Origin of the sequence: Cognatundibacterium crateris, from assembly GCF_010078235.1 — a bacterium.
GTDB lineage: Bacteria > Pseudomonadota > Gammaproteobacteria > Burkholderiales > Burkholderiaceae_D > Undibacterium > Undibacterium crateris.
The window spans coordinates 213,651-225,950 of sequence record NZ_JAABOS010000006.1 but is presented as its reverse complement, the minus strand read 5'-3'; the positions used below and the strand labels follow the sequence as shown (position 1 = coordinate 225,950).

Genomic DNA, 12,300 nt, shown 5'->3' with positions numbered 1-12,300 from the left:
AGACTTTCCAAATCAGTGACGACCTCAAGGCGGACAAATTAGCGATTGCAAATTAGCGATTGCAACAGTTTCAAGGCTTCAGCATGGCAACGCTCCCGGCACGGTGAAGGACTTACTACGCCCACACCGCCACAAGCCATGGCCCGCCCTTTGCTGCATTGCGTCAATCGCGTTACTATTTTTACATATAATTTGCACAAATACCACTTATGAGGCGGCGTGCAATCAAGCTGCGTGAACACGCGCTAAGACAAACTGCGCTAAGATGCCTGGCAGTCAGAAACCCAGCAACTCAGTCATACAGAGAGCAAGCGATCATGATCAATAAAAAATTCCTCTCCTTTGCCGTCCTGGTCGGCGCCACCTGCGCCGGTCTCGGTATTTATGCTGGCAATGTCCATTCCACACCGGACACACCGCAATCCGGCGCAGTCAAACAATTGATGAGCAAATCCTTACCGGACGCAAGTGGTAAACCCCACGCGCTGGCACAATACGGCAATCAACTCCTGATCGTGAATTTTTGGGCAACCTGGTGTAAACCTTGCGTTCAAGAAATGCCAGAATTATCTGAATTGCAAAATGAACTCAAATCTAAAAAGGTGCAGATACTGGGTCTGGGCATAGACAGTCCATCCAATATCACCGAATTCACGCAGAAGTATCCTGTCAGCTACCCCATATTTGTCGCGGGTCTGGACGGTAGTGAGCTATCACGTCAGCTAGGCAATCAGGCTGGTGGTCTGCCATTTACTGTGATGCTGGATGCGCAAGGTAAGCTGGTCAAAACCTATCTGGGGCGCTTGAAAATGCAGGAATTAAAAGCGGATATCGCCAAATATTCTGCGGAAAAATCAAAGTAAGTCGTTTTTTTCTTGCCAATCTGCGGTTATTAACGGCAAAATGCGGCCATCTTCGTCAAACTGAATGCGACTATGGCAAGCAAACTGCTGCTGCTGAATGGCCCCAATCTGAATTTGCTTGGCACCCGTGAACCTGCAACCTATGGTTCCACCACCCTCGCTGAAGTGGAAGCTGCCGCCATTGCGCAAGCGCGGGCGGCGGGTGCAGAACTGTTCTGCTTCCAAAGCAACCATGAAGGCGCGCTGATCGATCGCATTCATGCTGCACGTGCGGAACAAATTGACGCCATTGTGGTCAATCCTGGTGGGCTAACGCATACCAGCGTGGCATTGCGGGATGCATTGGCTGGTGTGGCGATTCCTTTTATTGAACTGCATATCTCCAATGTGCACCAGCGCGAAAGTTTCCGGCATCACTCATTTTTATCCGCCATCGCTCAAGGTGTAATTTGCGGCCTGGGCACAGACGGATACCGGTTAGCGATTGATTTTTTCCTCAAAAAGCGCTAACTTCTACCATCTCCGCGCTAACTTAGCTTAAATTTAAATAAAATAGTTTATAATTTTCTGCGCGGAAGCATTGCAGAAACCGAGTAAACACTCTATATTGCGCGCTTACTTTTTCCAGAACTACTTTTTTCAAGGGGATTCCACATGGATTTAAGAAAACTCAAGACCCTGATCGACCTCGTAGCAGAATCGGATATCGCAGAACTCGAAGTAACGGAAGGTGAAGGCAAAGTCCGTATCGTTAAGTCCTCCGCCATGCCCCAGAATCAAGTTGTGATGATGCAGCCTCAGGCGCAACAAGTTGCTCCTTTAGCGGCAGCTCCGCTGGCAAGTGCAGCGCCAGTGGCAGCAGCACCTGCAGCACCGGAAGGCCTGATCGTGAAATCACCGATGGTCGGTACTTTCTACCGCTCTTCTGCACCAGGCGCAGCGCCATTTGCGGATATCGGTAAGAGCGTCGCCAAGGGCGATACCCTGTGCATCATCGAAGCGATGAAGCTGTTGAATGAAATTGAAAGCGATTACGAAGGCACGATTAAGCAAATCCTGGTAGAGAATGGTCAGCCAGTCGAGTTCGGTCAACCACTGTTTGTGATTGGCTAATCCTGGCCGGGATGCCTGACAGGCACCGCAGCTGCAACCATAGCTACAGCAAAGTTAAATCATGTTTGAAAAAATTCTTATCGCCAATCGTGGTGAAATCGCATTGCGTATCCAGCGTGCGTGCCGCGAAATGGGCATTAAAACCGTGGTTGTGCATTCTGAAGCCGACCGCGAAGCCAAGTATGTGAAACTGGCGGATGAATCCGTCTGTATCGGCCCGGCACCTTCTAATCTGAGCTATCTGAGCATGCCAGCCATCATCAGCGCGGCGGAAGTGACCGATGCCCAGGCTATCCACCCAGGATATGGCTTCCTGTCTGAAAACGCTGATTTCGCAGAACGCGTAGAACAATCCGGCTTTGTTTTCATCGGCCCACGTGCCGAATCCATCCGTATGATGGGCGACAAAGTCTCAGCCAAGCATGCCATGATAGAAGCTGGCGTACCTTGCGTACCCGGCTCAGAAGGCGCACTGCCGGATGATCCTAAGGTGATCGTCCAGACTGCACGTAAAGTCGGCTATCCGGTCATTATCAAAGCTGCCGGTGGTGGTGGTGGACGCGGTATGCGCGTGGTTCACACCGAAGCTGCACTGCTCAATGCAGTCACCATGACCAAGACCGAAGCCGGTGCCGCCTTCGGCAATCCTGAAGTCTACATGGAAAAATTCCTGGAAAATCCACGTCACGTGGAAATCCAGATTCTGGCCGACCAGCATGGCAATGCAGTCTGGCTGGGCGAACGCGACTGTTCTATGCAGCGCCGCCATCAAAAAGTCATCGAAGAAGCACCGGCACCAGGCATTCCGCGCGAGCTGATCGCCAAAGTCGGTGAGCGCTGTGCCGCAGCCTGCCGCAAGATAGGCTACCGTGGCGCGGGTACCTTTGAATTCCTGTATGAAAACGGCGAATTCTATTTCATCGAAATGAACACCCGTGTGCAGGTTGAACATCCGGTCACAGAAATGATTACCGGCATCGATATCGTGCAGGAACAAATCCGTATCGCTTTCAACGAAAAGCTGCGCTTTACGCAAGACCAGGTACAGTTCCGTGGTCACGCGATCGAATGCCGTATCAATGCTGAAGATCCGTTCAAGTTCATCCCTTCACCAGGCCGTATCACTTCCTGGCATACTCCGGGCGGCCCTGGCATTCGTGTTGACTCACATGCCTATGCAGGGTATTTTGTACCGCCTAACTATGATTCCATGATAGGTAAGGTGATTGCTTACGGTGAAACCCGTGATCAGGCTATACGTCGCATGCAGATCGCGTTGTCAGAGATGGTGGTGGAAGGCATACAAACCAACATCCCTTTACATCGTGAACTGATGATCGATGCACGCTTTATCGAAGGTGGCACCAATATTCACTACCTGGAACATAAACTGGCAGGCATGCCAGTGCTGGATAAGAAGGTCAAGTAATCAGTAAAAAATCAGTAAAACAGACTGCGCCACATCCTGATTAGCGCAAACTGAAATTGGCAGAAGTGTACAGAGGCTGGCAACAGCCTCTGTGCGTTACAACAGACTAAAACTGAGAACAACAGAGTTTAGGCAAAACCGTTCCGGCGGCGGCCCGGCCGCCAAAAAGGCGAAGCACGGCCGCCATACCGGAACAATTTTGCGTGAGTTCTGAGAAAGAAACAAATTATGGGTTGGATAGAAATCGTCATCGAAGTGGCGCGTGAACATGCAGAGTCTTTATCGGATGCCCTGATGGAAACCGGTGCTTTATCAGTTTCCGTGGAAGATGCAGATGAAGGTACCGATGCAGAAAAACCGCTGTTCGGTGAGCCTGGCATGGAGCCGGATGAAGCGGCCTGGGATCGCAGCCGTGTAGTTGCACTCGCCGATGTCGATATCGATCACGCCGCACTGGTGGCAGAAGCAGCGGCCAGTATCGGTTTGCCAGCCACGCCGGCTTACACTACACGTAGCGTTGAAGAGCAAGACTGGGTACGTCTGACCCAATCCCAATTCGCGCCTATCCATATCGGCAAAAACATCTGGGTCGTACCTAGCTGGCATGATGCACCGGATGCGAATGCACTGGTACTCGAACTCGATCCTGGCCTCGCATTTGGTACTGGCAGCCATCCGACCACCCGTCTGTGCATGGAATGGCTGGAAGCGCATGCGCCGCAAGGCTTATCGGTACTGGATTACGGCTGCGGCTCCGGCATTCTGGCCATGGTTGCCAAAAAGCTGGGTGCGGCGAAAGTCATCGGCGTCGATATTGATCCGCAAGCGATAGAGTCAGCTGGTTTTAATGCTGAGCGCAATCATTGCGAAATCGAATACGCGCTGCCAGAGCCATTTTCTGTCGCCTATCCTGAATCTGAAAAATTCAATGTGGTCGTTGCTAACATCCTGTCCAGCCCCTTAAAGCTGATGGCGCCTATGCTGGCCGGACGCGTTGCGCCAGGTGGTGCACTGATACTTTCCGGCGTATTGGCACGCCAGGCCGAAGAAGTCGCAGCCGCTTATGCGCCGTTCATCCAGCTCAGCGTGTGGGCAGAACATGAAGGCTGGGTTGCCCTGGCCGGTCATTTACCCGCATAAGCCATGGCACTTGCCACCCGTTGCCCCCATTGCCAAACGACCTTCCGGGTCGCGAATGACCAGTTAAAGCTACATGCCGGACTGGTCCGTTGTGGCGCCTGTCATCAGGCCTTCAATGGGGTGGAACACCTGGTGGCGCCGGATGCCGTCAAAGCGGCGCCAGCCAGCCAGTCTGCACAAGCAGCTCAGGCGGACAACAAGCCGCTGGTGCAGACACCTGCTGCTGTAACTATCGGCCTCCAAACGGCAGTAGCAAGCGAAGTGCAAAGCGACACAAACACTCGGAATCAGCTGGCCAGCGCCAGCGATAACAATTCAGCAGATGCAGAATTAAGTGTCGTGCTGGCAGCAGCGACACAGAATGTAGCAGACAGCCATATCAGCACTACCCAAACTGCAAGCGCAGAAACTCAGACCGCAAGCCCACAGGTCTGGAGCCATGCCAGCCGTGTTGAAGCTGATGTTGAAGCTGATGTTGAGGCTAAAGCTGATGCGGAAGAGCTCGACGAATTCGCACTGGCGCTGCGTGAACAACAAGAACTGGAACGCCTGCAGCTTCAGGCCGAATCCACAATCCTGACTGCCGAACCGCCAGTCAGCCAGGCTACACCTGTGAATACGGACGCGCCAGCCGTCAGTGCAGCGGCGATAGACTTCGATCTGGGTGAAGGCATGGACAGCATGTTGCCGGACAGCCAGGCATCGGAAGCCAGCATCGCGTCCAGTATAGAGCTGAAAACCCGTGCAGCACTGGCAAGCGAACCGGAAATTGACTGGTCGGTCGCAGAAAATGGCAGTGACGCGGATTTACTATCGGAACTCACGCAGCAGGATACGCTGCAGGCCGACCCTTTGCTGGCAGAGCACCCTATTGCTGACTTCCCGCTGTCGGATGCAGAAATGCACGCGCTGTCTGCAACAGACTTATCCGTATCACTCACAGAAACAAACGAACTGAATGCCGACAGTGCAGCAGTATCGCAAGCAGAACCGGCAACTGAAGACAAGCCGGAATTTGTATTACAGGCAGAGCGCGCCCAAAAACGCAAAAAAATTCTGACCATCGTGTATGCACTGCTATCACTCATCCTGCTTCCTGCGCTGTTGGGACAAGTGGTCTACCTCAATCGCAACAGCATTGCCGCGATGTATCCGGATAGCAAGCCGGGTTTGCAAAAAGCCTGCGCCCTGCTGGCTTGCCAGATCAGCCTGCCAGCAAAAATTGAGCAGATTACGATAGAGGCGAATGAACTGATTTCTCAGGACAGTGAGAAAAATATCTTCCAGCTCACACTGCAATTACAAAATCACAGCGCCATGCCGCTCGCCTGGCCCCATGTGGAACTGATCCTGAATGACGCCAAAGATAAGACGGTGATCAGAAAAAGTTTCAGTCCCAAAGAATATCTGAGCGAAGCAGGCGAAGAAGCCAAGGGCTTCACGCCCAACGCAGACAAAAACATCAAAATTTATTTTGAACTGCCTCAACTCAAAGCCTCTGGCTATCATGTCGGTGCGTTTTATCCTTGATGCTTACTGCCACAAACTCAGGCCTTACGCTGACGGCGTTTGATCTTCTTCCATCGTCACAGCGGTTTCAATTCCCCGAGCTCTAAATCAGCTTGCAATACTTCATGGCAGCAGCCACCCCGCCTGCCCGCTCACACTCACGCAACTCATGGGTGCTGGCGCATACTTACCTGTAGAACTTATGTAAAACCGCCCCTGTAGCCAACACGGGCATCGCTGGCAAGATATGACAAGAGGGCTTGCTCCTCTTTTTCTGGCGCCTATCTTCTTTGGTACAAAAACAACATCGCCACCATGTCCATCCTGAGTCCATTGCCGACTCACATTACAAGGGGAAACTAAATTTCCCAAACAACATCTTGCCACCTCTCCACTCTTAAGATTTCTGCTGAGCTAGCTTCCACAGCAATGAAATCATTCTTCAGTGAAAGTTAATTAGTTTTCAGAAACATTTCTATTGTTGTTAAAAATAGAAAAATTATTAAACCCTGCAAAAAGCCTGTTTAAGATGAATTTGCGTTGTCTTTGACGCCTTTTTTTTGAGGAAGAAATTATGAAATTACGACATCATCTGGCGATGCTTGCAGCAGGAACATGCATGGCTTCATCCGTATTCGCGGCTGGTGCCTCAAACGGTATGTATGTGGATGCTTCCATCGGTAAATCCTTCTGGAATGTCGATTGCTCAGGCAGTTCCAATTGCAAATCCAACGATACTGCCTATAAGTTATTGGCGGGTTACAACGTTGATCCTCATTGGGGAGCTGAGTTTGGCTATTACTCATTGGGAACTATTGGTGCAAACGTCACAGTTCCTACCTATGGCGCAGTGGCGGGCGCCTCTGTCAAAGGAAACGGCGTTGAAATCGTGGGCGTCTATCGTATCGATTATGGAAATAATGTTGCCGTATTTGGAAAACTAGGCATAGGTCAAACCAAGACAGAAAGCACTTACACAATTCCTGCACCCGCTTTATCAGCATCCAGCTCCATCAGCAGAACCCAAGTGGTCTTCGGTGTCGGTGCCACTTACGGATTAACACCTAATCTGGCACTGCGTGCTGATATTGATGCGCGCCGCGTCAATGCAGGCTCTGGCAATTCCAGCAATGCCACCAGCGTGACAATAGGCTTACAAGCCCATTTCTAAACTGGTTAAACGCGTAGCTGCGGATACGGCGCTACGCGCTATTCTTTACTCAGAACAGCTCCATTCAAAATATCTTCAAATTTAATCAGCGTAGATTCAGACATGATGCAAGATCCTGCCGCGCTTTCGCTCACAAAAACCGGCTTCATTCTTGCCCAACTTAAGCAAAGTTACAGCTCAATTCGCAGCCAGTTGCCAGATAACATCTACATGCAGAGGGAAGCAGCCATGAACTCCTCGATAGCCGCTAAATTTTTGTTACTGCCTATAAGATTTATCAGAAGTCCGGCGCTTGAATTGCCCTGAAATCTTAAGCATGATGAGTTTCATAAAAAAACATTTTCCATGAGAAACCTAAGCACTCCGTTTTAAGTTCCGCAGGTAAGCAAAGTAATCGAAAAATCTTGCCTTCCAACTTGCGATTCTGAGTTCGAACGATGACAGGCTACACGACTGTATGTACTGAGATGAATAGATTTCTCAAGCAGAGTGTTCAGCCTGGCAAAGTCCGGCCAGCTTAAGCAAACACCTATTCCTCATTCCAGATTGCCTGTTTCAAGAAATATTGAATATGCCAGACCCTACCCCAATCGATCCACGCCCCGTGCTGAGCAAACTCATAAAACAGCAGGCCACTCCATGCGACCATGTGGCTGGCGATAAGTATTGCCCTAAATGCGGTAAGCAATTACAAGTCAATCCGGTCGACTGGTTTTTTATTATCGAACAATTTTATAAAACCTGGATGCTCAAAGGCTTCCGCGACACCCTGCTGGGTTTATCGTTTCACCCTGGTCACTCGGTACGCAAGTATCTGCAACATGATCGTGATCTGATCATTAAACCGGTCGCCTATATCGCCGCCTGTGCCACGTTTTTTGTCTGGATCAACAGCGTGTATCCCGACTCTCTGGCATGTGACAAGTTGGTCACAAAATTTTGTCAGTTTTTTCTGGAAAACACGACGATGGTGCAACTCATACAGGCGGTATGCCTGTGCATCACGATCAAGTTTATTTTTTACCGCAACACCAAATATAATTTTTTTGAGATTCTCGTCTTTAGTATTTTTCTGCTGGCGCAAATTTTACTGTTCTCAACCCTGTTAACGATCGCGAATCATTTCCTGGAAGGTAACTGGCGGTTTTATGGCAATCTGTTCGCAAAAATGGTTTTTTCTACGTTAGCGCTGGTTCAATTTTTCGAGCAGGAATCCTTCAAAGGCTATCTGAAAGCCCTGTGCTGCTTCATGCTGTCTTCATTCATTTTCCTGACCGGACTCACCTTCTATGTCTTTTTTTCTTTGGAAATGGAGACGCCATGAGTCACCGCCAGCGTTCGATGTCGGCACTTGTATGAAAAAAGCTGCGGCCAGGTCCGGCATGTAGCACAGCACCCAGCCACAGCTCCCGGTTTATGCGGTCTGGTTCAATGCCAGCGCAAGCTGTGCTCCACATACCGCATTGTTTTTCACCAGCGCGATATTGGTGACCAGACTGCGGCCAGCAGTCAGTTCCTTGATGCGTGCTAACAGGAAAGGCGTGACTGCTTTACCGCCTATACCCTGCTGCTGCGCCTCATCCAAAGCCTGACGCGTAATCGCCTCGATCTCGGCTGCAGGCATGGCATCCGCTTCCGGCACCGGATTGGCGATCACGACACCACCTTGTAAGCCCAGTGCCCATTTGGTGTTCAGGAAGGCTGCCTGCTGTTGCGCCGTATCTAAACGGAAGTCAGCACGGAAGCCACTGTCACGCGTAAAGAAGGCCGGGAAGGCTTCCTGGCCGACACTGACGACAGGCACCCCATGGGTTTCCAGATATTCCAATGTAAGTCCCAGATCGAGGATAGATTTCGCACCCGCGCACACTACAGCTACCGACGTCTGCGCCAGCTCCTGCAAATCAGCAGAAATATCAAAACTGGTTTCGGCGCCGCGATGTACACCGCCTATGCCGCCAGTGACGAATACCTTGATACCTGCGAGTTCGGCACAGATCATAGTTGCGGCCACCGTGGTCGCGCCCAGTTTGCCGGTAGACAGCACATAAGGCAGGTCACGGCGGCTGACCTTAATCGCATCACGCGACTGGCCCAGCAATTCCAGTTCCGCATCGGACAGGCCAATATGGATTTTGCCATTCATGATCGCTATCGTGGCTGGCACTGCGCCATGATCACGAATGATTTGTTCCACTTCTTTGGCGGTCTGCACATTTTGCGGATAAGGCATACCGTGAGAAATAATGGTCGACTCCAGCGCGACCACTGGCTTGCCAGCCTCGCGTGCGGCCTGAACTTCTGCTGAAAATACCAGGTAATTATGCATAGCTTTCCTCTTGAAAAATGTTAGGGTGCAGGCGCTCAGACACGGTCCGGCTACTCTGCAAAGTCAGTGCCGCCATTTGCTGTCCGCGCTGGCAAGCGAGTTCTAATTGTGTAGCTTGCTGCAATAAGGAGTAGCAAACGCCAGCGCTGAAGGCATCGCCAGCACCGGTCACATCCACCACCTCACACTGTGGCGCAGGTATCGCCGTCAGCAAATCGGTATCAGGCCGGGTGCACAAGACACCTGCGCTGCCCATGGTGACAATCACATCCTGCACGCCTTGTGCACGCAGTGTAGCAACAGCTTGCTGTATCGCGGCCTGATCCGGCAAAGCCTGTCCGGCGCGCTGTTCCAGTTCACCATGATTCAGTATGAGCAAACTTAAGCCCTGCAATTGCGCAGGCAGGCGCTGCATTTTCGGTTGTGAGACCGCGATCAGCACCAGCGGAATTTGCTGCTGTTGCTGCTGCGCTTCCTGCAGTAATAAGCTCAGACTGTCGGCTGGCAAATTCAAGTCAGCAATTATCATGGCAGCTGCGCTGCGCTGACGCTGGCGCGAGCGCAGAAAATGCGGGTCCAGCCGTTCGCACACATCCATCTGCGCCAGTGCCAGCACCATCTCGCCTTGCGGATCGAGCACAGCTGTGTAACTGCCGCTGCTGACGCCAGCCAGGGTCTGGCAAGCGCTGGTATCTATGCCCTGCTCAGCGCTATAGCTGAGTATGGCCTGACCGGCAGTATCATCACCGACTATGCTCATTAACTGCACGCGTTGACCACAACGTGCGAGGTTTTCGGCCACATTACGCGCCACACCGCCAAAGCTTTCATATTGGCTGACCGGATTCGAGGTACCCATTTGCAAATCGCTCAGGGTACGCAACTTACGATCCAGATTGGCACCGCCTATGCACACGACTGGCCGGCTATCCGGTAAGACATAGGCACGGCCCAGTATCTTGCCTTCGCGTATCAGTGCCGCCACATAACCGGCCACGGCCGAACGTGACAATTGCAACTGATCGGCCAGCTCTTGCTGAGTGACTGCAGGATGGGCCTGTATCAGCCGCAGCAAATGCTCTTTTCTGGACAAGCTGTTCATTTCAGGGATCACAGTTTCTTTCTAGGGGAGGCAAGTTGCCAGGGCTACGCTGGCTATCGAATGCAAGGATCTTGCATTCAAGGATGTGCGTATCCAGGAAAATGATTAGACAAGCAAATAATCGAATACTCGAATACTTGAATGATCAAACAATTGTTTGCAACTCTAAACAAATGTTTAAATCAAGTCAACCAACAGAACGGAAGCCCTGCCGGCCCAAGCCCCTGGATCATGACCAGGACACCAGCAAATTGAGAAAAACTGAATACGTGTTTTCAGACCTGTTTTTAAGACCTGTTTTTAAGACCTATTTGACATAGCGTGACAAGCCATCCACAATCTCGCTCGCCGCCAGAAAATCCAGACTAGAGCATCTATTCAGCGCAGCTTTTCTGCTCAATTCTGGCCTTCAGGGAGTGCAGTCCGGAAAAAGTGCATCCTGACACATGATTTCAGCCTGCTTCAGCACGGAAAAAACCTGGCGCAGCAGGCTCTGGAAATTGCACAAAAAATCACCAGAAAACGCGAATCCGCTTGACTAGGCGTTTCGCCCATAGTTAAATACGAAATCGTTTGCGCAAACGATTGCGCAACCCTATTTATTTGAGAAAAACAGCATCATGAAGCCACAGATATGCGTTGTCGGCAGCGTTAATATGGATCTGGTCTTCCGCACACCGCGTATGCCTGCGGTGGGCGAGACTTTGCATGGACACGAATTCCGTCAGATACCCGGCGGCAAAGGCGCGAATCAGGCAGTTGCTGCAGCCCGTCAGGGAGCAGATGTACGCTTTATCGGCGCAGTCGGCGATGATGGCTTCGGCGATTTTTCTCAGCAATCTCTGTCCGCTGACGGCATCAGCCTGACTCATCTGAGCCGCATTCCCGGCGTCGCTACAGGCGTAGCCGGTATTTTGGTGGAAGACAATGGCAGCAACAGCATCGTGCTGGCTGCTGGTGCCAATGCCTCACTGACCCCGGCCCATATAGATGCGGCAGCAGCGGATATCCGCGCTGCGCAAATCCTGCTGTGTCAGTTAGAAACACCATTGGACACCGTCACCCGGGCGATCGCTACCGCGCGTGCCGCCGGTGTCAAGGTCATCCTCAATCCGGCTCCGGCACAGGATCTGAGCCCGGCACTGCTGGCTCAGGTGGATTACCTGATCCTGAATGAAACTGAAGCCGGTCAACTGAGTGGCATCGCCGTCACTGACAATGCCAGTGCTCAGGCAGCCTCTGAAAAATTACTGGCCATGGGTGTCGGCCAGGTCTTACTGACCATGGGCGGCCACGGCGCGTTGATCACGCAAGCAGGTCAGAGCCAGTTCATTCCGGCGATCCGGGTGGATGTGGTCGATACAACGGCGGCAGGTGATACCTTCGTTGGCGCGTTTGCCGTCGGCATCGCCAATGGCTTATCGCTGCTGGAAGCCAGCCAGGAAGCGCAATATACTGCGGCACTGACCGTGACCAAACTGGGTGCGCAGACTTCCATACCACAAAGGGCAGAAGTATTGGCCTTCATGGCAGCCCGTAAAGCATAAGTGACAGATTACATCCCCGAATACAGCGCGGGATTTGATAAAATTTTTATTCCATGGTGAGCCAGAGGTGTTCGCCATGTTAGGCTGGTGAAGATCT

At 51.6% G+C, this 12,300-nt stretch carries 12 protein-coding genes; 10 read left to right on the top strand and 2 right to left on the bottom strand.

Annotated features, from left to right (window positions below):
* Window positions 1-317 precede the first annotated feature (317 nt).
* From EYB48_RS12985 to EYB48_RS12945, 9 genes are all read left to right on the top strand, one after another.
* The gene (locus tag EYB48_RS12985; protein ID WP_162020782.1) at window positions 318-863 is read left to right on the top strand and encodes a TlpA disulfide reductase family protein; all 546 of its coding nucleotides are present in this window, start codon (window positions 318-320) and stop codon (window positions 861-863) included.
* Between the two features lie 72 nt (window positions 864-935).
* Window positions 936-1,373 carry a type II 3-dehydroquinate dehydratase gene (gene aroQ, locus EYB48_RS12980; protein WP_162020781.1) on the top strand — a complete coding sequence of 146 codons (438 nt, stop codon included), beginning with the start codon at window positions 936-938 and terminating at the stop codon, window positions 1,371-1,373.
* A gap of 144 nt (window positions 1,374-1,517) precedes the next feature.
* The gene (gene accB / locus EYB48_RS12975; protein WP_162020780.1) at window positions 1,518-1,976 is read left to right on the top strand and encodes an acetyl-CoA carboxylase biotin carboxyl carrier protein; all 459 of its coding nucleotides are present in this window, start codon (window positions 1,518-1,520) and stop codon (window positions 1,974-1,976) included.
* 61 nt (window positions 1,977-2,037) lie between these two features.
* Entirely contained in the window at window positions 2,038-3,405 is a 1,368-nt protein-coding gene (gene accC / locus EYB48_RS12970; protein WP_162020779.1) for an acetyl-CoA carboxylase biotin carboxylase subunit, read from the top strand.
* Between the two features lie 228 nt (window positions 3,406-3,633).
* On the top strand, window positions 3,634-4,545 hold the full coding sequence (gene prmA / locus EYB48_RS12965) for a 50S ribosomal protein L11 methyltransferase (RefSeq protein WP_162020778.1): 912 nt from the start codon (window positions 3,634-3,636) through the stop codon (window positions 4,543-4,545).
* Between the two features lie 3 nt (window positions 4,546-4,548).
* Window positions 4,549-6,075 carry a DUF3426 domain-containing protein gene (locus EYB48_RS12960; RefSeq protein WP_162020777.1) on the top strand — a complete coding sequence of 509 codons (1,527 nt, stop codon included), beginning with the start codon at window positions 4,549-4,551 and terminating at the stop codon, window positions 6,073-6,075.
* A gap of 553 nt (window positions 6,076-6,628) precedes the next feature.
* Window positions 6,629-7,225, top strand: a complete 597-nt coding sequence (locus EYB48_RS12955) for an outer membrane beta-barrel protein (RefSeq protein WP_162020776.1) — start codon at window positions 6,629-6,631, stop codon at window positions 7,223-7,225.
* Window positions 7,226-7,327: 102 nt separating this feature from the next.
* A complete protein-coding gene (locus EYB48_RS12950) occupies window positions 7,328-7,531 on the top strand; it encodes a hypothetical protein (RefSeq protein ID WP_162020775.1) in 204 nt (67 codons plus the stop codon).
* Window positions 7,532-7,796: 265 nt separating this feature from the next.
* On the top strand, window positions 7,797-8,549 hold the full coding sequence (locus EYB48_RS12945) for a DUF3667 domain-containing protein (RefSeq protein ID WP_162020774.1): 753 nt from the start codon (window positions 7,797-7,799) through the stop codon (window positions 8,547-8,549).
* A gap of 90 nt (window positions 8,550-8,639) precedes the next feature.
* Here EYB48_RS12945 and EYB48_RS12940 read toward each other — a convergent pair whose 3' ends face one another.
* The gene (locus EYB48_RS12940) at window positions 8,640-9,554 is read right to left on the bottom strand and encodes a pseudouridine-5'-phosphate glycosidase (protein WP_162020773.1); all 915 of its coding nucleotides are present in this window, start codon (window positions 9,552-9,554) and stop codon (window positions 8,640-8,642) included.
* Entirely contained in the window at window positions 9,547-10,656 is a 1,110-nt protein-coding gene (locus EYB48_RS12935) for a carbohydrate kinase (protein WP_162020772.1), read from the bottom strand. The genes EYB48_RS12940 and EYB48_RS12935 overlap by 8 nt, the downstream gene beginning before the upstream one ends.
* A 620-nt stretch (window positions 10,657-11,276) precedes the next feature.
* Between EYB48_RS12935 and rbsK the strand changes: the two genes are divergently transcribed.
* Window positions 11,277-12,203, top strand: coding sequence for a ribokinase (rbsK, locus tag EYB48_RS12930; protein ID WP_162020771.1), 927 nt, complete (start codon window positions 11,277-11,279; stop codon window positions 12,201-12,203).
* Window positions 12,204-12,300: the final 97 nt, after the last annotated feature.

Bases quoted from the DNA above. Each gene is read 5' to 3' on its own strand.
- EYB48_RS12955 (WP_162020776.1), top strand. From the start codon at position 6,629: ATGAAATTACGACATCATCTGGCGATGCTTGCAGCAGGAACATGCATG.
- aroQ (WP_162020781.1), top strand. From the start codon at position 936: ATGGCAAGCAAACTGCTGCTGCTGAATGGCCCCAATCTGAATTTGCTT.
- EYB48_RS12950 (WP_162020775.1), top strand. From the start codon at position 7,328: ATGATGCAAGATCCTGCCGCGCTTTCGCTCACAAAAACCGGCTTCATT.
- accC (WP_162020779.1), top strand. From the start codon at position 2,038: ATGTTTGAAAAAATTCTTATCGCCAATCGTGGTGAAATCGCATTGCGT.
- EYB48_RS12945 (WP_162020774.1), top strand. From the start codon at position 7,797: ATGCCAGACCCTACCCCAATCGATCCACGCCCCGTGCTGAGCAAACTC.
- EYB48_RS12985 (WP_162020782.1), top strand. From the start codon at position 318: ATGATCAATAAAAAATTCCTCTCCTTTGCCGTCCTGGTCGGCGCCACC.
- EYB48_RS12940 (WP_162020773.1), bottom strand. From the start codon at position 9,554: ATGCATAATTACCTGGTATTTTCAGCAGAAGTTCAGGCCGCACGCGAG.
- prmA (WP_162020778.1), top strand. From the start codon at position 3,634: ATGGGTTGGATAGAAATCGTCATCGAAGTGGCGCGTGAACATGCAGAG.
- EYB48_RS12935 (WP_162020772.1), bottom strand. From the start codon at position 10,656: ATGAACAGCTTGTCCAGAAAAGAGCATTTGCTGCGGCTGATACAGGCC.
- accB (WP_162020780.1), top strand. From the start codon at position 1,518: ATGGATTTAAGAAAACTCAAGACCCTGATCGACCTCGTAGCAGAATCG.
- rbsK (WP_162020771.1), top strand. From the start codon at position 11,277: ATGAAGCCACAGATATGCGTTGTCGGCAGCGTTAATATGGATCTGGTC.
- EYB48_RS12960 (WP_162020777.1), top strand. From the start codon at position 4,549: ATGGCACTTGCCACCCGTTGCCCCCATTGCCAAACGACCTTCCGGGTC.